The following is a 22,727-nucleotide window of genomic DNA, read 5'->3' as shown; positions in this document are numbered from 1 at the left end:
TCTTTAGCCGGCGTTCGCCTGATTTTGCGATCGCGCCAGCAAAGCGCGCAATATTGCGGCATAACGACATTTTGGCGGGGAGAGGCGGAAAAGAGCCAGCTAAGACGCCTTTTGAGTCAGCGCTGACTCTAAAGGCAACGTTTATAATACTGCTGATGCATGTTTAGTACGGCGGGCTGCGTGATACAGCCCGCCTGACGATCAGAAGTTCCAGCGCACGCCGACGTTATAGCGCCAGCCCTTGGCCCCGTTGTCGTCGATCTGCTTGCGGTAGTCAGTTTCCGCATACAGCGAGACGTCGTTTTTAAAGGTGGTGGTGCCACCGACGCCCAGTTCCCACATCTGGCCAAAGTTGCCGCCGCTGAAGGTGTTACTGACGTCGAGGTTTTCCGCACCAATGCGGGTTTTTGACTCACCGCCCCAGCCGCGATAGTAGTTAGCGCGCACGTAAGGCGTGTACTGACGGTTGCTCTCATCGGTCCAGGTGCGATCGAGTCGCGCACCGAGGCGGCCAATGGTCTGGTTGTAGCTGTCATACTTCACGGTCAGCTGGTCTTTATCGGTGAAGTCATCCATCCCCAGGTGCATGTACATTAGCTGCGCCTGCGGTTCCAGCCGCACGCCGTTATCAAACTCAAACGGGTAGCCGCTCTCCAGTGATGCCGTCCAGCCTTTGCCTCTCAGCTTCGCCACATCCTTCTGGCGCGGGATATCGGTTTCGCCACGGTGCCAGTCATACGACAGTGCGCCATCCAGGTAGAAGCCGCTTTCACGCTGCCAGGTCATATAGAGCGCCAGGCTGTCGCTGTCAAAGGTGGTGGAGCTGTAACCGTCCGCCGCATCCGGGCGCAGGCGGGTGTTGCCGCGGGTATAGGCCAGGCCCCCGCGCAGGCTGTCTTTCTCGCCGTCGAGCCGCAGCAGGTTACCGCCGATTTGCAGCGCGCTATAGTCGAGGTCGAAGTCATAGCCGAAGTCTTTAAAGCTCTTATTACTGCTCCAGGTCAGGTTGGAGCCAATATAGCGCGCGAACATCTCGCCGCTGTCGCCCGCCTGCTGGCTCTGCTGGTGGCGCAGCTCGCCAAGGCGTTTATGCAGGTCGTCGATAATCGCCGCGGTGTAGTAGGCCAGGCCGACCGGTGCAGAGATATAGGAAGGCACCTGCGGCACCACCGCCGGGCGGCTCTCCTGATTCGGCGCGAGGTAGTTGTTAAAGGTGGTCAGACAGGCAGCACCGCCTGCGCAGACGTAGTTATTTGCCAGGCGATAGTCCCAGAACTGATTATCGCTGCCCCCGGCAACGCGCCGCTGGCTGGCATCACTGGTGCCCGGTGCGAAGCTGTACAGCCCGTAGCTCCAGGGGCCGGCGGCCAGGTAGCCATCCTTCAGCGCAAAGCTATCTCTGCTGGCATTACCCGCCACCTGCGCCAGTGAAATCCCTTCATTACTCTCAATTGAGTTGCTGAGGTCGAGGTCGGTCAGCGCCCCCGTGCTGAGCGCGGTGGGGGTGACATCCAGCAGCGTGGTGCCGCTGGCATTGCCGGTCACCCGCAGGTTATCGCTGAACTGATTGCTCAGCGCGCCGCCTGCGTTGAGCTCGGTATTTATTTTCACCGAACCGCCTGCAGAGGCGAGATTGCCGTTAATCGTCAGCGAGTTGCCCGGCGATCCGCTGCCGTTGGTCAGGTCAATCAGCCCGCCGTTATTCACCGTCAGCGAGTTGCTGCTGCCGCCTGCCAGCACCGGATTAACGCCGTTCCCGGCATACAGCGTGGAGCCGCTGTCGATATTGACGGTGCTGTGCGCCAGCTGCAGATTATCGGTCAGCGTCCACTGGCTGTTACTGAAGTTAATGGTGCTCCAGCCCGAGCCGAGGTTGGTGCCTTTACTGATATCATCCGCGCTAAACGAGCCACCGCGCGCGCTGATATTGTCAAAGGTCAACGCACCGCCCGTTGCTCCGCCGTTAGTGATGTGACGCGTTTGCGCCAGGTCAACGCCCTGGATCAGGGCGCGGTTATTCACACCATTGCCCAGCGTCAGGCTGCCGTTCAGCGTACCGCCGGTCCACTCAAGTGCATCGGTGCCGCCGCCGGTATTGATATCCCCCAGCACGTCACCGTTAGTCAGCAGCACCACATCGTTGGCGTTGCTGCCCGCCACCGCCACGCCCTCAGGCGAGCCTGGCGTGATGGTGCCACGGTTTTCAAACACCGCCGTGCCGCCGCGTAAATCCACTACCGGCGCACGGGTGCTGGCGGAGACCAGCGTCCCGGTGTTCAGCACCGAGCTGGCGGTGCCCGCTACCAGGGCCGAACCGCCGCTGGCGCTGGTGATATTGACGTTGGCCGCCGACTGCACCGCTCCGGTGGTATTGGCGCGGATCCCGGTGCCGACCGCGCCGCTGACGTTAAACTGATAGCCGCTGCCGAGGATCAAATCGTTGGTGGTTGCGCTGCCGTTGGCCTGGGTGAAATTCAGCCCGGTGCCGCTGCCGCTGACGTTAGTGGTCACCGTCGAGGCGGGATCGAACGGTACGGCGGTACGCAGGCCGCTGCCGTCGGCGACGTTGACCGTCAGGTTATTTAGCGTCACGCTGCGCGTCTCGACGCGGTTTTCAATACCGTTGCCGCCGCCGTTAACGTTGATAGTGGCATCGCTGGCATTCAGCGCCGCCGCCCCGCTGTCGAGCAGAATGCCATGCGCGCTGCCGTTGGTAGCGATCACCGTGTCGCTGCCGCTTAGCGCAAGGCTGGAGCCGGCGCTGATACGCACCCCGGCCACGCCGTCCGCCACGTTAATCTCACCGCCTTTCGCCAGCGTGGTGCCGCTGCCGCTGATATCCAGCCCGGTGCCGTTGGCAACATTCACCACGCCGTTATTGGTGATGTTGCTGCCGCTGCGCGTGCGGATACCGATATTGTTGGCGCCGTTCATATTCACCGCACCGTCGTTAACCAGCGTGGCGCCGTTGGCCACGTCATAGCCGATGCTGTTGGCACCTGTTGCGCTCACGCTGGCGCTGCTGGTGACCAGGGTGGGCGCTGCACTGCCATCCAGCGCATTGCTGAGGTCGGTACGCAGATTATTCACCAACACGCCAATGCTGCTGGCGCCGTTGAGCGCCACGCGGGTGCCGCTGCCGAGCGTGGCGCTGGCACCGCCTTCGACGCGCAGCGCATTCGCTCCGTTGCCGTTAACGTTGAACTGGCTGCTGCCGCTATTAAACAGGCTGTCGGGGCCGGAGGCGATCACGCCACTGCTGCCTGCCCCGCTGAGGGTAATATTGGCCGGCGCGCCAAAGTTCAGCGCGGCGGCATCGTCAATGCGGTACAGCGAGGAAAGATCGGTGGTGACGTTGCTGGTTGCGCTACTGCTGTTGATGGTTGAGCCGATGCCCGCGGCGTGATAGGCGATCTGATCGCTATTATTAAACGCGGGCGTTGCAGCGCTACCCACGTTAACCGTTGCGCCGTTCAGCGCCTCGGCGCCTATCGCTCCGCGTCCGTTCATATTGATGGCCCCCGTCAGGTTTGCCACCGCCCTGGTGCCGGCCGCGCTGACGCCGCGCGTACGCTGGCTGGTCGAGCCGCCTTCCACATTAATCGTGCCGCTATTGTTCGCCGTGGTCGCCTGGCTACCGCTGCCGTTGACGCGCATGCCGAAGCCGCCATCGGTCACCGAGATATCGCCGCTGTTGGTACCCGTTGCCCCGCTCTCCACCAGGATGCCGGTGGAGCCGGCGCCGGTGAAAGTGATATTCCCGGCGTTGGTGAGCTGCGCCCGGTTGCGGGCAATCAGTCCGGTTAGCCCGGTCTGGCCGGAGCTGAGGGCAGCCTGCGAGGTCAGCGTGGTGCTGGCCACCGGGCTGCCGCTGGTGCGCCCGGCCAGGGTGTGTTTCTGCCCGTCGGCAATCGCCCCGACAGCATTAACGCCGCTGAGGTTGATGGTGGTTCCGGCATCAATATTTCCCACCGCTCCCCCTTCAATAATGACCGCGGTGGCACCACTGCCGGAAACCTCAAAGCTGGCGTTCTGCGTGTTGATCTCGGTGCCCCCCGTTCCGGTCCCCATCACCCCGACGGAGTTAGCGCCGGAAGCGGTTAGCGACAGGTTGTTACCGGCAAAGTCCGCGCCCTGCTCCAGACGGAACAGGGTCGAGCCGCTGGTGGTCACGTCAAAGGCGTTATTATTGGTCACGTCGATCCTGGCATTCGGGCCGTAAGCGAAGAAGGCGATCTGATTGCTGCCCTGGCTGAAGCGCGGTACGGCGTCGCTGTTGACCAGCACCGTCGCATTGCCGCGCGCATGGACACCAATGGCCCCGTTACCGGTCAGATTGATCGGGCCATCGACATTGGCCGTGGCCGTACCGCTGCCCTGGCCTTCCGCCCAGACGCCGAAGTTGCGCGTGCCGCTGTCGGGATCCGCGCCGCCCGCAACGTTGATAGTGCCGCTGGACTGCGCTGCCGCCGTATTGCCGTTGGTGGCCAGCACCTTCAGCCCGGTGGCGTTGACGCCGTTGAGGTTAATGGTACCGCGGTTTTCAATATTGCCGCCGCTGCCCGCATTGAGCACCGACATGGCGATATTTTCCCGCGGTACAGCCGCCGCTGCGCCGTTGACGGTAATCACGCCGTCGGTATCGTTAATCAGGGTACTGTTAGCTCCGCCGCTGGCCAGCATGCCGGCGCCGTTCTGTACCCTGCTACCCATAATGATCTCACCGTGGTTGATGGCGCTGCCGTTGCCGCTGACCGAAATGCCGCTGGTGGTCCCACTTTGATTCAGCGCGGTTTCTGCTGTCTCTTCACCCAGGCTGTTCTGCGGGCCGCGACCCAGGTAGATCGTCCCGCCGCGGGCGTTGGTAAAATCAGAGCCGGTATCCACCGCCACGCCGCTGGTGGTGCCGCTGGCGCTGGAGCCATTAACGCCGACGTTGATGTTGCCGCTGTTGGTCGCCGTGGCAGAGGTCAGATTAATCGCCGCCGTCGAGCCGCCCGCCGGGTTGCCGCCGCTGGCGAAGTTGACAATCCCGGCATTGTCGAAGGTGCTGCCCCCCGCCACGTTAACGCCATTCGAGTTATAGCCGGTTGCCCCGACTCCGGTACCGTCGACGCGATTGTAAAAGCCGCCGTTGATCACCCCGGTAGCGGAGTTGGTGCCGCGGCTGCCGGTATTCAGGCTCAGCGCCGCGCTGTCGGAGCCCAGCCCGCCGGAGCTGGAGACTTTACCGTTATTTGTCACGGTCGCCCCGTCGGTGGCGCGAATGGCACCGCCGTTGGCGCCGACCACTTCCAGCGTGCTGCCCGCCGCAATATTCACCTGCGCACTGGCCCCGCTGGCGCCGATCACCACCCGGTCGCCAATCGCCTGCGCCACGTCATCGTTCGGGTCATCCGCGCTGATGGTGTAGTCGATATTCTGGTTGGTTTTACTGAAGGCTTTGTTAAATTCGGTCAGGTAGGAGGCAGTATTGAGATTTCCGCTTTTCAGCTGGGTAATCAGCCAGTCGTTATAGCTTTTTAGCCCGGCAGCGCTGGTGACGTTAAACGCGTTACTTTTGCCATCAAGGGTGGTGACGCTAAATGCGCCCTTGTAGGTAGCGACGTTGGTGACCTGGAACTGGCGCGGCACCGTGGGGTCTGCGGCTGCGCCGGTAAAGGTGATGCGGTTGTTCGAATTCCAGTTTACCGTTGAGCTGTTGGTGGTACCGTCAACGTTGAACAGCGTGCTCTGCTTGGCCGCCATGGTCCAGCCATTGGTCGCGGCGGTCGAACGTGCCCCGCGCTGCCCAATATCGACGTTTAGCGTGCCGTTTGTGACATCGGCAATACGGGTATTGATGTACTGATCGTCACCCACGTTGACGATATCCGGTACCGCAGTGCTGGCGCCAACCGGGGTTTGCGCCACCAGACTGGCGGGGTTATATACCTGGAAAGTGGTGTTGCCGCCGGTGGTCGCATCGGGGATGGTTATCGCGAAATTCTGCGGGCCGGGATCGAGGCGCTCGGCACCAATCGCCCCGTTGTCGTTAACAATACGCCCGGCGCTTTGTAATGAGCCCAGCGTGGTATTGACTGCACCATTGGTTCCGGGCTGGAAGCGTTGATTACCGGTAATAGCGCCGACGGAACCATCATTAATTACCGCCTGTCGGTTAGCAAGATTATCGTTCGTTAGCGGGGAATAAATTGATAGCACATCGGCAGTAGCGAAAGGAATACTAAAAGTGGCGAGCAGGCCTGACAATACTGGATTTAATCTGTAACGCATATTTCCTCCGGGCGAATGCAGTCCCCCTAAGTCCATACAGGGTTTATTGCCGGGCCTTGGGAAGCAGCAGACTCATCCATCCGTGCGGAGTGACATCCCCAGAAAGGCACCTGTTAATAACAAGGATAAATATTCAAATAAAATAAATGATAAATAGAATCTCTATAAATAAATGGCGCTAATATCAATAATTAGTCTCATTAATACTTTTGCTGATAATAATGTCTATTCATCTATAGTTTTTGATTTATTTTCTGGCAACTCATTATTCTGAATTTTTTTATGAAATTCACGGCAAAGATAAAATAGTGTTACCAACAGCGACACTAATAGCAGCGAAAAATTCTCAGCTAACTTACTGATGATAAATCGTAATAGTAACCTTGCGGTATGAGATGCCCGCTTCACAGATCGGAACTGAACGCCAGGGCACTTAAATCAAACTTACGGAAATTTTTGCGAGATTTGTGAGGTAGGATCCAGGGCTAAACTGGAGAGTGGAGGCAAAATGGGCAGGTGACGCATCACCCGCCCGCGATTTTTACTGGCCCGTAGGCTGGGCTTTCAGCTGTGCTTCATAGGCGAGCGCCTGCTTCGCATCAAACTGATCTTCCCACTTGGCAATCACCAGCACCGCCAGCGCGTTGCCCACCACGTTCAGCGCGGTACGTGCCATATCGAGAATACGGTCAACGCCAGCGATAAACGCCAGGCCTTCCAGCGGAATTCCGACGCTGCCAAGAGTGGCCAGCAGCACCACGAAGGAGACGCCCGGCACGCCAGCAATCCCTTTTGACGTCACCATCAGCGTCAGCACCAGTACGATCTCATCGCCCAGCGACAAGTCAATGCCGTATAGCTGCGCGATAAAGATGGCGGCGATACTTTGGTACAGCGTCGAACCGTCCAGGTTAAACGAGTAGCCGGTCGGCACCACAAAGCTGGTGATCGACTTCGGCGCGCCGTAGGCTTCCATCTTCTCCATGATACGCGGCAGCACGGTTTCAGAGCTGGCCGTGGAGTAAGAGAGGATGAGCTCATCCTTGAGGATACGTATCAGCGTGGTGATGCGCAGACCGCAGAAGCGCGCCACCCCACCCAGCACCACCAGCGCGAAGAAGAAGATAGCGGCATACACCAGTATCACCAGCTTTGCCAGCGGCCACAGCGAGGCAAAACCGAAGTTTGCTACCGTCACCGAGATCAGCGCAAACACCCCAACAGGCGCATAACGCATAATCATATGGGTCACTTTGAACATCGCTTCTGACGTTGAGCGGAACACTTTCACCAGCGGATCGCGGTGTTCAGACGGCAGTGAAGAGAGTCCAAGGCCAAACAGCACCGAGAAGAAGATAATCGGCAGCATGTCACCCCTGGCAATCGCCGCGAAGATATTCTGCGGGATCAGCGACAGGATAGTGGTCACCAGGCTATGCGGGCCGCTCTGCACCTGCTGCGTGGTCGCTTCATATTTAGAGATGTCCACCGTTGCCAGCGTCGACATATCAATGCCGGAGCCGGGTTGGAACACGTTCGCCAGAGTAATACCTGTCACAATGGCAATGGTGGTAATCACTTCGAAGTAGACGATGGTTTTAACGCCAATACGCCCCAGTTTTTTCGCATCCCCGACGCCGGCAATGCCGACAATCAGCGTGGAAATGACGATAGGCACCACGATCATTTTAATCAGGTGGATAAAGATATCCCCAGCCGGCGTGAGTACGTTAGTGACTAACCATTCACGGTTTTCCGGCTGGTTATGCAGTATCGCCCCGACGGTGATCCCCAGTACCAACGCCACCAGAATTTGCCAGGCGAGGCTGAATTTTACAGCTTTCATATTGTATTTTTCCTTAACAAAACCTGCTTTCCGCGTACTGCATGCGGAGTGAATAACACTCGAAGGAGGATGACCGGGATCGGGCAATTCGCAGGTAATGGATGGTTGATTCCTGTTTTGCAGGCGCGTAATCAGTACCATTTTCAGCGGTAAGAATGCAACCCTACGCGAGATGTGTCTATTTAATGCTCAGTAGACAGGATAAAGCACTGGCTGTAGCCACTTAAAATAAACCTTTGTTATAAAAGGTAATATTCTTAGGGCAAATAGCATAGACATGCAAAAAGTGAACAATTACCCGTAACAACGAAATGGTCTGGTTGCGCTTTTTTTGCGCACCTTAGCGGGCGTTTTTCTAAGATTGTTAGCATCGCCTCTTCTCTTTTGAGCAAAGTGATATTGCCATTTCATTACATTCCGTTATGACGTGATCTGCCGCGCAAAAAGAAAACAAAGCCAAACGCGCATCTTCACTTAACCATTGATTGACATATTATTAACATCTTCAAGGAGACCAGCCATGAGCCAATCACACGTATACCCGGTGCCCGCGAACATCGCGGAAAACACCCTGATTAATGCCCAGCAGTACCAGTCGATGTATCAGCAGTCGGTACAGGACCCAGACGCATTCTGGGGTGAGCAAGGCAAGATACTTGACTGGATCAAACCCTACCGCACGGTGAAGAACACCTCTTTCGCCCCCGGCAATATTTCCATTCGCTGGTATGAGGACGGCACGCTAAACCTTGCCGCTAACTGCCTTGATCGCCATCTGCAAACGCGCGGCGACCATCCGGCCATCATCTGGGAAGGTGATGACGCCAGCGAAAGCAAAACCATTAGCTACCGTGAGCTGCACCGCGACGTGTGCCGCTTTGCCAACACCCTGAAAGAGCTCGGCATCAACAAAGGCGATGTCGTGGCGATTTACATGCCCATGGTGCCGGAAGCGGCCGTGGCGATGCTGGCCTGCGCGCGCATTGGCGCGGTGCACTCGGTGATCTTCGGTGGCTTCTCGCCGGAAGCCGTCTCTGGCCGGATTATCGACAGTAACGCCCGCCTGGTGATCACCGCCGATGAGGGCGTGCGCGCCGGGCGCAGCATCCCGCTGAAGAAGAACGTCGACGACGCGCTGGCTAACCCCGCTGTCACCAGCGTAGGTAAAGTGGTGGTGTTTAAACGCACCAGCAAAGATGTCGGCTGGAACGGCGATCGCGATCTCTGGTGGCACGAGCTGATGAACAAAGCCAGCGCCCACCACCAGCCGGAAGAGATGAACGCCGAGGACCCGCTGTTTATCCTCTACACCTCGGGTTCCACCGGCAAGCCGAAAGGCGTGCTGCACACCACCGGCGGCTACCTGGTGTACGCAGCCACCACCTTTAAATACGTGTTTGATTACCATCCGGAAGATGTCTACTGGTGTACCGCCGATGTTGGCTGGGTCACCGGTCACAGCTACCTGCTGTACGGCCCGCTGGCGTGTGGTGCCACCACCCTGATGTTTGAAGGGGTGCCAAACTGGCCGAAACCGAGCCGGATGGCCGAAGTGGTGGACAAACATAAGGTCACCATTCTCTACACTGCGCCGACCGCCGTGCGTGCACTCATGGCAGAGGGCGACAGAGCCATTGAGGGCACCGACCGCTCCAGCCTGCGCATTCTCGGCTCCGTCGGTGAGCCAATCAACCCGGAAGCCTGGGAGTGGTTCCACAAGAAAATAGGTAACGGCAACTGCCCTATCTCTGACACCTGGTGGCAAACCGAAACCGGCGGCTTTATGATCACCCCGCTGCCGGGTGCCACCGCGCTGAAACCCGGCTCGGCGACCCATCCGTTCTTCGGCGTCCAGCCCGCGCTGGTGGATAACGAAGGCAACGTGCTGGAGGGCGCGACCGAAGGCAACCTGGCGATTGTCGACTCCTGGCCGGGTCAGGCGCGCACGCTGTTTGGCGATCACGAGCGCTTTGAGCAGACCTACTTCTCCACCTTTAAAAATATGTACTTCAGCGGCGACGGCGCGCGCCGTGATGAAGATGGCTATTACTGGATCACCGGGCGCGTGGATGACGTACTGAATGTCTCCGGCCACCGCCTGGGCACCGCGGAGATTGAATCTGCGCTGGTCTCCCATCCGAAAATCGCCGAGGCCGCCGTGGTCGGTATTCCACACGGGCTGAAGGGCCAGGCGATTTATGCCTATATCACGCTGAACAGCGGCGAAGAGCCGTCGCCGGAGCTGTATAGCGAAGTACGTAACTGGGTACGTAAAGAGATCGGCCCGATTGCCACGCCGGACGTGCTGCACTGGACCGACTCACTGCCTAAAACCCGCTCGGGGAAAATTATGCGCCGCATTTTGCGCAAAATTGCCGCCGGTGATACCAGCAACCTCGGCGATACCTCAACTCTCGCCGATCCAGGCGTGGTGGAGAAATTACTCGAAGAGAAGCAGTCCATTAAAATGCCATAACTCCGTGGGGGCCTCTCAGCGCCCCCATTATTCTCTCAATCCTAACTGCCACAGAGCAGCCCTGCCGTATTACGTCTTAATTTTCAGCACCGTGAAGTTATAAAAAAAATACTCACCCTCTCTACCTCTGGAGATGCTGCAATGAACGATGTCTTATATGAAAGAATAGAAAAAAGCGCACGCTTTAAAGAGCTGGTGAGAAAACGCCAGAGCTTTGCCACCCTGCTGTCGATAATTATGCTGGTGCTTTACGTCGGCTTTATTTTACTGATTGCCTTCGCGCCCGCGTGGCTGGGTACGCCGCTGCACCAAGGCACCAATGTGACGCGCGGCATTCCCATAGGCGTTGGCTTAATTGTCATCTCCTTCCTGTTGACCGGTGTGTATGTCTGGCGCGCGAATGGTGAATTCGATCGCCTGACCCGTGAACTGCTGAAAGAGGTGAAGGGATGAAATCACGATATCTGTTACCGGCTCTGGCGGTGTTACTGCCGGGCGGCGTGCTGGCGGCCGATGCTATCAGCGGGGCGGTTGAGCGCCAGCCGACCAACGTCGAAGCGATTATCATGTTTCTGATATTCGTCGCCTTTACGCTTGGCATCACTTACTGGGCGTCCAAACGCACCCGTTCACGCAGCGATTATTATACCGCAGGCGGCAATATCACCGGCTTCCAGAACGGGCTGGCGATGGCCGGGGACTTTATGTCGGCGGCCTCTTTCCTCGGGATCTCCGCGCTGGTTTACACCTCCGGCTATGACGGGCTGATCTACTCGCTCGGCTTCCTCGTCGGCTGGCCAATTATCCTGTTCCTGATTGCCGAACGCCTGCGCAACCTCGGGCGCTATACCTTTGCCGACGTCGCCTCTTACCGCCTGAAGCAGAAGCCGATCCGCGTACTGTCGGCCTGCGGCTCGCTGGTGGTGGTGGCGCTGTACCTGATTGCGCAGATGGTCGGCGCGGGCAAACTTATCCAGCTGCTTTTCGGCCTCGACTATCACGTTGCCGTGGTGCTGGTCGGTATTCTGATGGTGATGTATGTGCTGTTTGGCGGCATGCTCGCCACCACCTGGGTGCAGATTATTAAAGCCGTGCTGCTGCTGTTCGGCGCCAGCTTTATGGCAATTATGGTGATGAAGACCGTTGGCTTCAGCTTTAACACGCTGTTTACCGAAGCAATGAAGGTGCACCCGAAAGGCATTGCGATTATGAGCCCCGGCGGGCTGGTACATGACCCGATATCCGCGCTGTCGCTCGGCCTCGGGTTGATGTTTGGTACCGCCGGCCTGCCGCATATCCTGATGCGCTTCTTCACCGTCAGCGACGCGCGCGAGGCGCGTAAAAGCGTGTTCTACGCCACCGGCTTTATGGGCTACTTCTACTTCCTGACCTTTATTATCGGCTTCGGCGCCATCCTGCTGGTCGGGGCTAACCCGGCGTTTAAAGATGCCACCGGGGCGCTGATTGGCGGTAATAACATGGCGGCGGTGCATCTGGCCGATGCGGTGGGCGGCAGCCTGTTCCTTGGCTTTATCTCCGCCGTGGCGTTTGCCACTATCCTGGCGGTGGTCGCCGGGCTGACGCTGGCAGGCGCTTCTGCCGTTTCGCACGATCTCTACGCCAGCGTGTTCCGTCAGGGCCAGGCGAGTGAGAAAGAGGAGCTGCGCGTCTCGAAGATTACCGTGGTGATCCTGGGCGTGGTGGCGATTCTGCTGGGGATAATGTTTGAGAAGCAGAACATCGCCTTTATGGTCGGCCTGGCGTTCTCCATCGCGGCCAGCTGTAACTTCCCGATTATCCTGCTGTCGATGTACTGGTCGAAGCTGACCACGCGCGGCGCGATGATTGGCGGCTGGCTGGGGCTGCTGACGGCGGTGCTGCTGATGATCCTCGGCCCGACAGTGTGGGTGCAGGTGCTGGGGCACGCCAAAGCGATCTTCCCGTATGAGTATCCGGCGCTGTTCTCAATGCTGGTGGCGTTTATCGGGACGTGGCTGTTCTCCATCACCGATCACTCGGCATCCGGCGCGCAGGAGCGCCTGCGCTTCCGCGCACAGTTTGTGCGTTCGCAGACCGGTATTGGCATTGAGGGTGGGAAAGGACATTAACTGCGGCATTGAAAAGGGCCGACCAGAAAAAGCGGTCGGCCCCTACAACGGATCCATAGGGGCGGACCCTTTTTTTCGGTCGGCCCCCATAACGGACCCGTAGGGGCGGACCCTTTTTTTCGGTCCGCCCGACAACGAACCCGTAGGGGCGGACCCTTTTTTCGGTCGGCCCCGACAACGGACCCGTAGGGGCGGACCCTTTTTTTCGGTCCGCCCGCGCCGTTAAAGATTAGAAATGCACTGCGGCGCCAACGTATGGGCCATCGGCCACCACGTTGTCTTTACGGCCATCTTTACCGTTCATCGTCATGTATTTGTAACCCACGCTGACATCAACCAGCGAAATCGGCTGGAAGCTCACGCCCGCTGACGCTTCCTGGTAGTTGTCGATATGGCTGGAGAACGAATCCGGCGACCAGAAATATTCACCGTATACGTTGAACATATTGGTAACCGGAACCTTCACGCCGCCACCGATAGCAATACCGTAGCCATCTTTGGTGTCTTTCGGGTTGGTGGACATGGCTTTCACGGTAGGTGACAGGAACACATCACCGACCGCGACGTTGTAGCCCAGACCCAGGCTTTCAACGTTACCGTCGTGATCGCTGCGCAACCAGTCACCGGAAAGGGCAAAACCAGGTGAGTTAGTCCCCAGGCCTACGTGTACGTCAGTGTAATTTTTGCCCACATTCACGCCACCTTCGATAGCCTGAGCAGAGCCTGCCAGCGCCAGCAGCGCCAGTGCGCCCGTTGTCATTGCCACTCTTTTCATTTTTTTCTCCTGATTAATTTTACTCACGCCGAAATGCGGCGGCTGTGCAGAGTAAACCAACCCAATACGGATTTATATGAGAAAGAAACCAATTGAGATGAATTTGAGTAACATTACAAAACATCGCGCAAGTGAATGTTTCAGGCAACCGCCCACATAACATGGCCAATCGCCGGGGCAATAACCACGGTCACCACGCCTGACAGCATCATCACCAGGCTGGAAACCACCCCCTCCTGCTGGCCGATCTCATAGGCGCGTGCCGTTCCCGCCCCGTGCGATGCCGCGCCAAACCCGGCACCTTTTGCCAGCCCCTGCTTGATCGCCAGGCGCAGAAACAGCAGGTCACCGACCGCCATACCAAATACCCCGGTGATCACCACGAACAGCGCCACCAGATCCGGCTGCCCGCCGAGCTGTTTCGCCGCCGCCAGCGCAAACGGTGTGGTGATGGAGCGCACTGCCAGGCTGCGCTGGATCTCCTCCGGCAGCGTCAGCAGGCGCGCCAGCCACACCGAGCTGCACACCGCGACGGTAGTGGCGGTGATCACCCCGGCGCTGAGCGACAGCCAGTGGCGGCGGATAATCGCCAGGTTCTCATACACCGGCACGGCAAACGCCAGGGTGGCCGGGCCGAGCAGCCACAGCAGCCAGCGGCTCTCGCCAATGTAATCCTGCCAGGAGATATGCGTCACCAGCAGCAGCGCCACCAGCACCATTGGCGTCATCACCAGCGGCATCATCAGCAGTCGGTGCCAGCGGCGGTACAGGCGTTTGTTGAGGAAGTAAACCAGCAGCGTGGCCAGCAGGCAGGCGATACTCAGCAGCAAATCACGCATCGCGTTTCTCCTGTTTGCGCTGCGCCAGCCAGATTTCAAAACGATAAACCCGCTCGACCACCAGCGAGGTCGCCGCCAGCACCAGCAGCGTGCTGAGGCCAATCACCAGCAGAATGCGCCAGCCCTCAAGACGCAGCAGCTCGGCGTAATTAACCACCGCCACCACCGCAGGAACAAAAAACAGCAGCATTTCCGCCAGCAGCCAGCTGGCCCCGGCCTTCACCCAGCCGAGCGGCATCACGCGGCAGATAATCAGCGTCAGCAGCAGTAACATGCCGACGATATTGGCCGGAAGCGGCAAATGGAACCAGATAACTAGCTGTTCTGAAAAAACAAATAGCCCAATGTACAGCATCACCTGTAGCGGAACCTGTAACCTGTGCAGCCAGCCCGTTCTCTGCGGGCTTATTGCCAGCGCCATGATGTTTACCCCATCGCCAATTGTTTTTACTGCAAACATTATAAAGCGGTAACAAAGGGTGAAAAAAATGACTTAATATTATTCAAACTATGCCAGACAGGAATGATTATGGACGTTCGCGCCCTGCGCTACTTTGTGGAAGTGGTTCGCCAGCAGAGCTTTACCCGCGCAGCCGAGCAGCTGTACGTCACTCAGCCGACGATCAGTAAGATGCTGCGCCAGCTGGAAGACGAGCTGGGCTGTACGCTGCTGATCCGCGAGGGCCGCAAACTGCATCTGACCGATACCGGCCAGGCGGTGTATCAGCGCGGGCTGACCATCCTGCAGGAGTTTAAGCAGCTGGAAGCGGAGATCAGCGATATTAACGAGCTGAAAACCGGCGAGCTGCGCCTCGGCATTCCGCCCATGGTCGGGATGCAGATTGCCGGTTCCATTTCGGCCTTTCGCCAGCGCTATCCTGGGGTGAAGCTGAAAATTTCCGAATTTGGCGGCCTGACGGTGCAGCAGGCGGTGCTGTCTGGCAGCCTTGATATCGCCATGACCGCGCTGCCGGTAGCCGACGATTTGCCGCTAAACTCGCTGGCGCTGATGAGCCACCCGCTGTGCGTACTGGTGCCGCGCACCGAGCAGTGGCTGCGCCGCAGTCATCTGCCGATCAGCGAGCTGGCCGGGCTGCCGATCCTGATTTATAACGAAGAGTTCTCGCTCAATCGCCAGCTGATGCGCGCCTTCCAGGCCAGCGGCTTTACCCCACAGATTGCGGTGCGCAGCGGGCAGTGGGATTTTCTGGCGGCAATGGTGCAGGCGGGAATGGGGGTGGCGATCCTGCCGGAGCCAATCTGTCAGCGGCTGGATAAAAGCCAGCTGCTGTGGCTGCCGCTGGAGTCGGAGCTGGTGTGGAAACTGGGCTTGATCTGGCGGGAAGGCAGCTATCTGTCGCGCAGCGCCCAGGCGTGGATCACCTGCTGCCGCGAGTTCTGGCCGGGAGAAGCGCCGCGGTTATCGTTGTAACCCCGGCAAAACCAGGGCGAGGCATGCCTCGCCCCTGCGAAATCGCGTAGGGGTCGGGCATGCCCGACCCGCAATCCCTTTATTCCTCTTTCTCAATCAGCAGCGTTTCCAGCAGGTCGAGGTCGTGCAGCAGTTTCTGCATGGTTTCGTTGCTGATCTGCTGCGTGGCGCGCAGATGATACAGCTCGCCGCGCTCGGCACGCAGGCCGCTAAGGCGGAAGCGGCGTTCGAGGTTCTCGGCATACAGTGCGCGCTCCAGATCTTCCTTGCCGTCCACGCGGCGGCGCAGGTTACCCACCACGCGCGAACTGATCTCTTTCAGCAGCTCCGGGTCGATATTCTCTTCCGTATCCGCCGCCAGGCGCTCTTCCATCTTGTACAGGCTCTCGATCGCCGTGCCGGCCATCACCGCGCGCGCCATCTGTACTTCGCGGCGGTGAACGGTTTTATCAATCCCTTCCACCCCGCGCAGCAGCAGCGGCAGCACCACGACGCCGACCAGCAGTGAGAACAGGATCACCCCGGTGGCGAGGAACACCAGCTCATAGCGCGCCGGGAAATCATCGCCGTTGGTCAGCAGCAGTGGAATAGAGAGCACACCGGCCAGAGTAATCGCCCCGCGCACCCCGGCAAAGGAGGCAATCAGCAGTTCACGCGTCGAGTAGCTGGAGAACTCCATCGGACGCTTTTTCAGCGCGGTGCGGCTGATGAGGCGCATGGTCCACAGCCAGCCAAAACGTACAATCATCAGCGCGACATAGATCATCACCACGGAAGCAAACAGCGCCCACAGCTCAACGTTGGGATCCGCATCCGCCTGGTGCACCGAGATTTCAAGTATGCCCGGCAGCTGCAGGCCCAGCATCAGGAACACCATGCCGTTAAAGACAAACTCCAGCATCTGCCAGACGCTGTTGGCGCGCAGGCGCATCGCCAGCGGTGCCTGGCGGATAATGCCGGAGCGCGAAATGGTCATCCCGGCTGCTACCGCCGCAAGGATACCGGAGACGCCGATATGTTCGGCAATCAGATAAGAAGCAAACGGCAGCAGCAACAGCAGCACGGTCTGGGTGGCCGGATCATCCCCGCTCCAGCGGCTGAACAGGCGCAGCGATTTACCGTACAGCCAGCAGATGGCAATACCCGCCAGCAGACCGCCGATCGCCACTTTCAGGAACTCTATCGAGGCGCCGGAAACGGTAAACACCATGGTGCCCATCGCCACCGCAACGGCAAATTTCAGCGACACCAGGCCAGACGCATCGTTCATCAGCGCCTCGCCCTGCAAAATCGCCATGATCTTTTTCGGGATGCGCCCCTCGCCGACGATACCGGAGAGCGCCACGGCATCGGTGGGTGACAGTACCGCCGCCAGCGCAAAGGCGGCCAGCAGCGGAATGCCCGGCACCAGCCAGTAAATCAGATAGCCGATACCGACCACGGTAATCAGTACCAGCACCAGCGCCAGGCCGAGGATCTCGCGCCCGTGGTGCAGAAACTCACTGGTTGGGGTTTTCCAGCCATCGGCAAACAGCAGCGGCGGGATAAACAGGACTAAAAACAGCTCCGGGTCAAAGTCGACATGCAGACCAAAGGTCGGCCACGCCAGCAGCGCGCCCATGGCGATCTGCACCAGCGGCAGGGGAATTTGAAACGGAATGATGCGTGCAGCAACGCCGGACAGCGAAACAACCAGCGTCAAAATGAGGATGGTGAAGAAGATTTCCATGCTTTCCTTTCTTTATACGTCTTCCGGTGGGTAAAAAACAACCACGAACATGATGATGATCATGCCCTGAATGATAGTAAAACAAATTAAGAAAATGTTTAGAAACAGGATGTGCGTATAGAGGAGAAATTCAGTGACATCTGAAGGTGGGGCCGACGAATTCGGCCCCGAAACAGGATTAAATCGCCCAACCGCCGGCATAGAAAGCGACCAGGGCCACGGCAATGATCACCGTGCCCGCATTCAGCTTGCGCCACTCACCGGCAAAGATACGGCCGATGACCAGAGCGCCGAAACCGAGCATGATGCCGGTGACGATGTTACAGGTCAGCACGATAAATACCGCAGCCAGCAGGCCGGACATCGCATCCACGAAGTCGCTGAAATCAATTTTCGACACGTTGCTCAGCATCAGCAGGCCAACGTACATCAGCGCAGGCGCCGTGGCATAGCCAGGGACCAGATAGGCCAGCGGCGACAGGAACAGGATCATCAGGAACAGCACGCCAACCACAATCGCCGTCAGACCGGTTTTACCGCCCGCCGCCGTGCCCGCTGCCGATTCGATATACACGGCCGCAGGTGCGGCGCCGACCAGACCGGAGAAGATGCTGCTCAGTGAGTCGGTGGTCAGTGCCTTGCCGCCGTTAATAATCTGGTTATCTTTGTCCAGCAGATTTGCCTGGCCAGCCACCGCGCGGATGGTACCGGTGGCGTCAAACACCGCCGTCATCACCAGCGCCAGCACGCTTGGCAGCACCGCCGGTTTCAGCGCGCCAAGAATATCAAGGCTGAACAGCAGCGAGTTACCCTGCGCATCGCTCAGGCTTGGCATCGCGAACAGCCCCTGATAGCTCACCGCCGGGTCGAAGATCAGACCAATCACCGAGATAGCAATAATCGTCAGCAGGATGCCGCCCGGCACGCGCAGTTTTTCCAGGCCGAAAATCACCGCCAGACCAAGCAGCGTCATCACCACCGGGAAGGAGGGGAAGTGACCCAGCGTAACCGGCAGGCCTGGGCCCGGGTTTTTCACCACCAGGCCAACGCCATCCGCCGCAATCAGCAGCAGGAACAGGCCAATACCCACGCCGGTGCCGTGCGCGACGCCCATCGGCAGGTTACGCAAAATCCACGCGCGGATACCGGTGGCGGAAATCAGCGTAAACAGCACCCCCATCAGGAATACCGCACCGAGTGCCACCGGAACGCTGATATGCTGGCCCAGCACCAGGCTGAAGGCGGTAAATGCCGTCAGTGAGATAGCACAGCCAATCGCCATCGGCAGGTTGGCCCACAGGCCCATCAGCAGCGAGCCGAAACCGGCCACCAGGCAGGTCGCGACGAACACGGCGGTCGGTGGGAAACCGGCTTTGCCCAGCATTGAAGGCACCACGATCACCGAGTAAACCATCGCAAGGAAGGTGGTGAGTCCGGCTAAGACTTCCTGGCGCACGCTACTGCCGCGCGCAGAGATTTTGAACCAGGCGTCTAAAGAGCCGCTGGCCGGTTGAGAAGGAGTCGACATAGTAATCCCCTGAGCTTTCTTATGAGTTATCGCTGCGCAGTACCGCTGTTATCCAGCGGCGTCCAACATTTGCATCCCTGGCACAATATACGCGGTACAAAAAACCTCAGGGCGAGGCACTGACCGGATAAAGGCAAACGTTTTCTATTCCACGCAAAAAACCGCGTAATTGCAGTGCTTATTTGTGAGCAAACGATTATCCGGTGTTTATTGGTGCATTTTCAACACCTGTTAAGCGGATCTCAGCAAAATAGTAGCGGGGGAGCGTGCCTGCATCGTCATAGCGCTTTCTTATGGCTATGGCACGATGCAGGCTGGGTGAAACCTTTATGCGTCAGGGGGAGAAAAAAATTCAGGAGAGGTTGATTTCGCCACCCTGCTGCAGAGCGCGCTGCCAGGCGGCACGCGCCTGCACTTTTTGCAGCCATGCCTGAATCGCCGGGCTGTCGGCGGCGCCTCCGCGTGCGGTCAGCGCCTGTAGCGGAAAGCTCATTTGCACATCGGCAATGCTGAAGCGGCTGCCGGCAAACCACTGATGGCTGGTCAGGTGCTGCTCAATAAACTGGCGGTGAGTCGCGATCTGTGGATTGAGATAGCCTTTCTGTACCCCTTTGCCAAAGGCGCTGCCGATCGGGCGCAGCAGCCACGGCACCGGAGCCTGCCCCATGCGGCTGAAGATCAGCTTCATCACCAGCAGCGGCATCAGTGAGCCTTCCGCGTAGTGCAGCCAGTAGCGCGACTGGATCACCTCCTCCTCATCGAAAAGTTTCAGCCGATTTTCTGCGTCATAGTGGGCTTCCAGGTATTCGAGGATCGCGCCGGACTCGGCCACCACGCGATTTCCGTCGGTGATAACCGGGGATTTCCCCAGCGGATGCACTTTTTTCAGCTCGGCGGGGGCCAGCATGCTGGCTTCGCGCTGGTAACGCTTGATCTGGTAGGGCACTTCCAGCTCTTCCAGCAGCCACAGCACACGCTGCGAGCGCGAATTATTCAGATGATGCACGGTGATCATAGCCACTCCTTCAAGCGGTGAACAAACTCTAAGTATAGGAGTTTATGGCCCTTTCACATCCAGCAGGATCGCGCCGGTGCCCTGCTCGCTCAGCCTGTCGCCCGGGTTGCGCAGCGGGCAGTCCTCCATCGACAGGCAGCCACAGCCGATGCAGCCGTCGAGGTCGTCTCTGAGATGGGTCAGCGTCTCGATGCGGCGATCCAGCTCTACACGCCACTGCTGCGACAGCACCGCCCACTCTTTTGGCGACATGCGTTTGCCCGGCGGGTACTGCATCAGACTGTCGCTGATGGTCGCCAGCGGAATACCGATGCGCTGGGCAATCTTGATCACCGCCACGCGCCGCAGCACGTCGCGCGTGTAACGCCGCTGGTTGCCGGGGTTGCGATAGCTGCTAATTAATCCTTTGCTTTCATAGAAGTGCAGCGTGGAGACCGCCACGCCGCAGCGCTGCGCCACGTCGCCGGGGGTCAGTTCTCGCTTGTTGGGATTGTTGAGACTTTTTTTCATTTGGCCCTTTACCTCAAGTTAACTTGAGGAATTATACTCAGCAACCATTGAGACCGCGACCGTTTGACGCACAAGACCTGGGAGAAAAAGGAATGCATGACGACATCATCAACACCCTGACCCACTGGATTGATAACAACCTGGATAAGACGTTGTCGATAGATGAAGTGGCGGCAAAATCGGGATATTCGAAATGGCACCTGCAGCGTATGTTCCGCACCGTCACCAGGCAGACGCTGGGCAACTATATTCGCGAACGCCGCCTGACGCTGGCCGCAGAAGCCCTGCGTCAGACCCAGCGCCCGGTGTTTGATATCGCTATGCAGTATGGCTATGACTCGCAGCAGACCTTCTCACGCGTGTTCCGCCGCCAGTTCTCACAGACGCCGACCGCTTATCGCCACGCTATGCGCCGCCAGTCTTTACAGCGCAGCAGCTGGAACTTCGACTGCAGCGACTACTCAAGCAGCGGGCTGCGCAACTGAATCAGCGCGACGCCACTGCGATTGACGGTGGCAGCCCCTGCGCCTCCTGCCCCCAGTACGAGGGCGACAGGTACCAGCCACCGCCCATCTCCTTGATGTGATACATCGCCGCATCGGCCTGCGCCAGCAGCGACTCGGCCGAACGGTGATTTTTAGCCAGCGCCACGCCGATGCTTAGCGCCTGCCTTACCCGCGTACCTTCCGGCAGAGGGATCGGCAGCGCCATCGCATCAAGGATGTTGCGCGCCACCTGAGCCACCTGCTCCTCACGCTCCACCGTTGGCAGCAGCACGGCAAACTCATCGCCGCCGAGACGCGCCACCAAATTATACGCGGGTAAACTGGCGCGCAGCCGCTGCGCGGTGACGGTCAGCACGTAGTCCCCCGCCGCGTGGCCGAAACGGTCGTTGACCTGCTTGAAGCGGTCGCCGTCAATAAACAGCACGCCAACCTGCTTGCGCGCCAGCGCATCCTGCATCAGCGTCGCCAGCTGCTGCTCAAACGCCTTGCGGTTGGGCAGGCCGGTCAGGGAATCGTGCAGCGCCTGGTGGGCCAGCGTGTCATTTTCACGCTTCAGATGGCGCTGCCAGTTATCCAGCTCGTCGAGCAGGCTGTTAAAGTCGCCGCTTAGCTTGTTCAGCTCTGCAATCGACGATGACGGCACGCGCAGGGAAAATGCCCGTCGGCGGCGCACATCGTGGGCAACGGAGGCGATATTTTGCAGGCCCAGGAGGATCCCCGCATGCATGCGGTTCGACAGCGCACACGCCACCAGCGCGGTGACAAACAGGCTGCCGCTTAGCCACAGCAGTGCCTGCCACAGATAGTGCAGCACGCGAGTCGCATCGCCGCTGATCCACACCCGGCCAATTTCCTGCCGATGCAGCATCACCGGCGCGCTAACCGGTTGCGGAAACAGCCAGCGCGACACGGCAGCGCTCAGCCCGCTGTGCTCTGCCTTGCCCGGCTGCTGCCAGCTGGCGAGCAGCTGCAGGTTCGCGTTATAAATGCGCCCGGAGGCAAATTCTGCCTGGTTACCGATCTCGCGCAGGATCTCCTTTGCCGCTGCTGCATCATTCTGCGCTACCGCCATTTGCGCGCTGTAGCTGACGCTGGTTGCGACCAGCTGAATATTATTCTCGGCGTAGCTGCGCAGTGCGAACATCGACAGCGCCGACAGCGATGCACCGCTGAACAGCAGCGATACCACGATAATGATCAGGTGAATGCGCTGAAAAGACTCGCGCATGGTCGGCAGTTCGCGCGCGGCCACGGTTTTATTTCGCTGGTGTAAAAGGCTGGATAGCCAGGAGTTACCATTAAATGACACGCAGGCTCCTTATTATCTTCTGCCCCTGATTAATTATTTTTGCTTGGATTTCGGCAAGCGGAAACCCTCCAGAATAGATTTCTGGAAATTAAGATTAGGAGCAGCATTGATAAAAATCCTACAGGTCATCGCCAGGCTGCACAACTTTAAACAGCGTGAGATTCATCTTAAACCATCAAGTTTGACTTAGCGGTAAGTCAAATCACTGAGAGCTAACTAACGTTTTTCGCCAGAGGTTACGGTCACTTTTGATACTAAAAAAACTACCATACCAGGTATAAATATTGTTCAACTTTTAAAATCGAGTGATATAATGTGACCGCCGTCACACTTTAATGACCTGCGCGTCAAGGCGAAACGGAGCCTACCTGGCAGCTC

The 22,727-nt window shown here is 58.5% G+C and carries 15 protein-coding genes; 5 read left to right on the top strand and 10 right to left on the bottom strand.

All coding sequences use genetic code 11. The features are described 5' to 3' along the window. Window positions 1-201: 201 nt before the first annotated feature. Both QLG07_RS03105 and gltP read right to left on the bottom strand, forming a co-directional pair. Complete coding sequence (locus tag QLG07_RS03105) at window positions 202-6,276, bottom strand: autotransporter outer membrane beta-barrel domain-containing protein (RefSeq protein WP_282468445.1); 6,075 nt, start codon at window positions 6,274-6,276, stop codon at window positions 202-204. Between the two features lie 541 nt (window positions 6,277-6,817). Continuing rightward, window positions 6,818-8,122 (bottom strand): glutamate/aspartate:proton symporter GltP, encoded by a 1,305-nt coding sequence (gltP, locus tag QLG07_RS03100; RefSeq protein WP_048917532.1) that lies wholly within the window; start codon window positions 8,120-8,122, stop codon window positions 6,818-6,820. Between the two features lie 520 nt (window positions 8,123-8,642). On the opposite strand from gltP, the gene acs reads away from it, so the two are divergent. The 3 genes from acs to actP all read left to right on the top strand — a co-directional run bounded on the left by acs (window position 8,643) and on the right by actP (window position 12,706). After that, window positions 8,643-10,598, top strand: coding sequence for an acetate--CoA ligase (gene acs, locus QLG07_RS03095; protein ID WP_282468444.1), 1,956 nt, complete (start codon window positions 8,643-8,645; stop codon window positions 10,596-10,598). 141 nt (window positions 10,599-10,739) lie between these two features. After that, window positions 10,740-11,051 carry a DUF485 domain-containing protein gene (locus tag QLG07_RS03090; RefSeq protein WP_048917534.1) on the top strand — a complete coding sequence of 104 codons (312 nt, stop codon included), beginning with the start codon at window positions 10,740-10,742 and terminating at the stop codon, window positions 11,049-11,051. Continuing rightward, window positions 11,048-12,706, top strand: a complete 1,659-nt coding sequence (gene actP, locus QLG07_RS03085) for a cation/acetate symporter ActP (RefSeq protein ID WP_062818491.1) — start codon at window positions 11,048-11,050, stop codon at window positions 12,704-12,706. The genes QLG07_RS03090 and actP overlap by 4 nt, the downstream gene beginning before the upstream one ends. 229 nt (window positions 12,707-12,935) lie before the next feature. Here actP and QLG07_RS03080 read toward each other — a convergent pair whose 3' ends face one another. The 3 genes from QLG07_RS03080 to QLG07_RS03070 all read right to left on the bottom strand — a co-directional run bounded on the left by QLG07_RS03080 (window position 12,936) and on the right by QLG07_RS03070 (window position 14,741). Then, window positions 12,936-13,481, bottom strand: a complete 546-nt coding sequence (locus QLG07_RS03080) for a YfaZ family outer membrane protein (RefSeq protein WP_048917536.1) — start codon at window positions 13,479-13,481, stop codon at window positions 12,936-12,938. Window positions 13,482-13,621: 140 nt separating this feature from the next. Then, the gene (locus QLG07_RS03075; RefSeq protein WP_048917537.1) at window positions 13,622-14,320 is read right to left on the bottom strand and encodes an LrgB family protein; all 699 of its coding nucleotides are present in this window, start codon (window positions 14,318-14,320) and stop codon (window positions 13,622-13,624) included. After that, the gene (locus QLG07_RS03070; RefSeq protein ID WP_062818492.1) at window positions 14,313-14,741 is read right to left on the bottom strand and encodes a CidA/LrgA family protein; all 429 of its coding nucleotides are present in this window, start codon (window positions 14,739-14,741) and stop codon (window positions 14,313-14,315) included. The genes QLG07_RS03075 and QLG07_RS03070 overlap by 8 nt, the downstream gene beginning before the upstream one ends. Window positions 14,742-14,849: 108 nt before the next feature. On the opposite strand from QLG07_RS03070, the gene QLG07_RS03065 reads away from it, so the two are divergent. Then, complete coding sequence (locus tag QLG07_RS03065) at window positions 14,850-15,752, top strand: LysR family transcriptional regulator (RefSeq protein WP_187497523.1); 903 nt, start codon at window positions 14,850-14,852, stop codon at window positions 15,750-15,752. A gap of 79 nt (window positions 15,753-15,831) precedes the next feature. Here the strand turns inward: QLG07_RS03065 and QLG07_RS03060 are convergent, their stop codons facing one another. From QLG07_RS03060 to soxR, 4 genes are all read right to left on the bottom strand, one after another. Further along, on the bottom strand, window positions 15,832-17,481 hold the full coding sequence (locus tag QLG07_RS03060; protein WP_048917539.1) for a Na+/H+ antiporter: 1,650 nt from the start codon (window positions 17,479-17,481) through the stop codon (window positions 15,832-15,834). 178 nt (window positions 17,482-17,659) lie between these two features. Continuing rightward, entirely contained in the window at window positions 17,660-19,009 is a 1,350-nt protein-coding gene (locus QLG07_RS03055) for an NCS2 family permease (RefSeq protein WP_048917540.1), read from the bottom strand. Window positions 19,010-19,361: 352 nt separating this feature from the next. Next, the gene (locus QLG07_RS03050) at window positions 19,362-20,024 is read right to left on the bottom strand and encodes a glutathione S-transferase (protein ID WP_048917541.1); all 663 of its coding nucleotides are present in this window, start codon (window positions 20,022-20,024) and stop codon (window positions 19,362-19,364) included. Between the two features lie 42 nt (window positions 20,025-20,066). After that, window positions 20,067-20,534: a redox-sensitive transcriptional activator SoxR gene (soxR, locus tag QLG07_RS03045; protein ID WP_048917542.1), complete on the bottom strand. Its 468-nt coding sequence runs from the start codon at window positions 20,532-20,534 to the stop codon at window positions 20,067-20,069. A 92-nt stretch (window positions 20,535-20,626) separates the two neighbouring features. On the opposite strand from soxR, the gene soxS reads away from it, so the two are divergent. Continuing rightward, the gene (gene soxS / locus QLG07_RS03040) at window positions 20,627-21,019 is read left to right on the top strand and encodes a superoxide response transcriptional regulator SoxS (protein ID WP_099753706.1); all 393 of its coding nucleotides are present in this window, start codon (window positions 20,627-20,629) and stop codon (window positions 21,017-21,019) included. A gap of 1 nt (window position 21,020) precedes the next feature. Here the strand turns inward: soxS and QLG07_RS03035 are convergent, their stop codons facing one another. After that, window positions 21,021-22,349, bottom strand: coding sequence for a diguanylate cyclase (locus tag QLG07_RS03035; protein WP_282468443.1), 1,329 nt, complete (start codon window positions 22,347-22,349; stop codon window positions 21,021-21,023). Between the last annotated feature and the right edge of the window lie 378 nt (window positions 22,350-22,727).

This window comes from Erwinia sp. V90_4, from assembly GCF_029967685.1.
GTDB classification, from domain to species: domain Bacteria; phylum Pseudomonadota; class Gammaproteobacteria; order Enterobacterales; family Enterobacteriaceae; genus Erwinia; species Erwinia aphidicola.
Note: the sequence above shows the minus strand (reverse complement) of the source record. Positions and strands in the feature narration are given on the sequence as shown.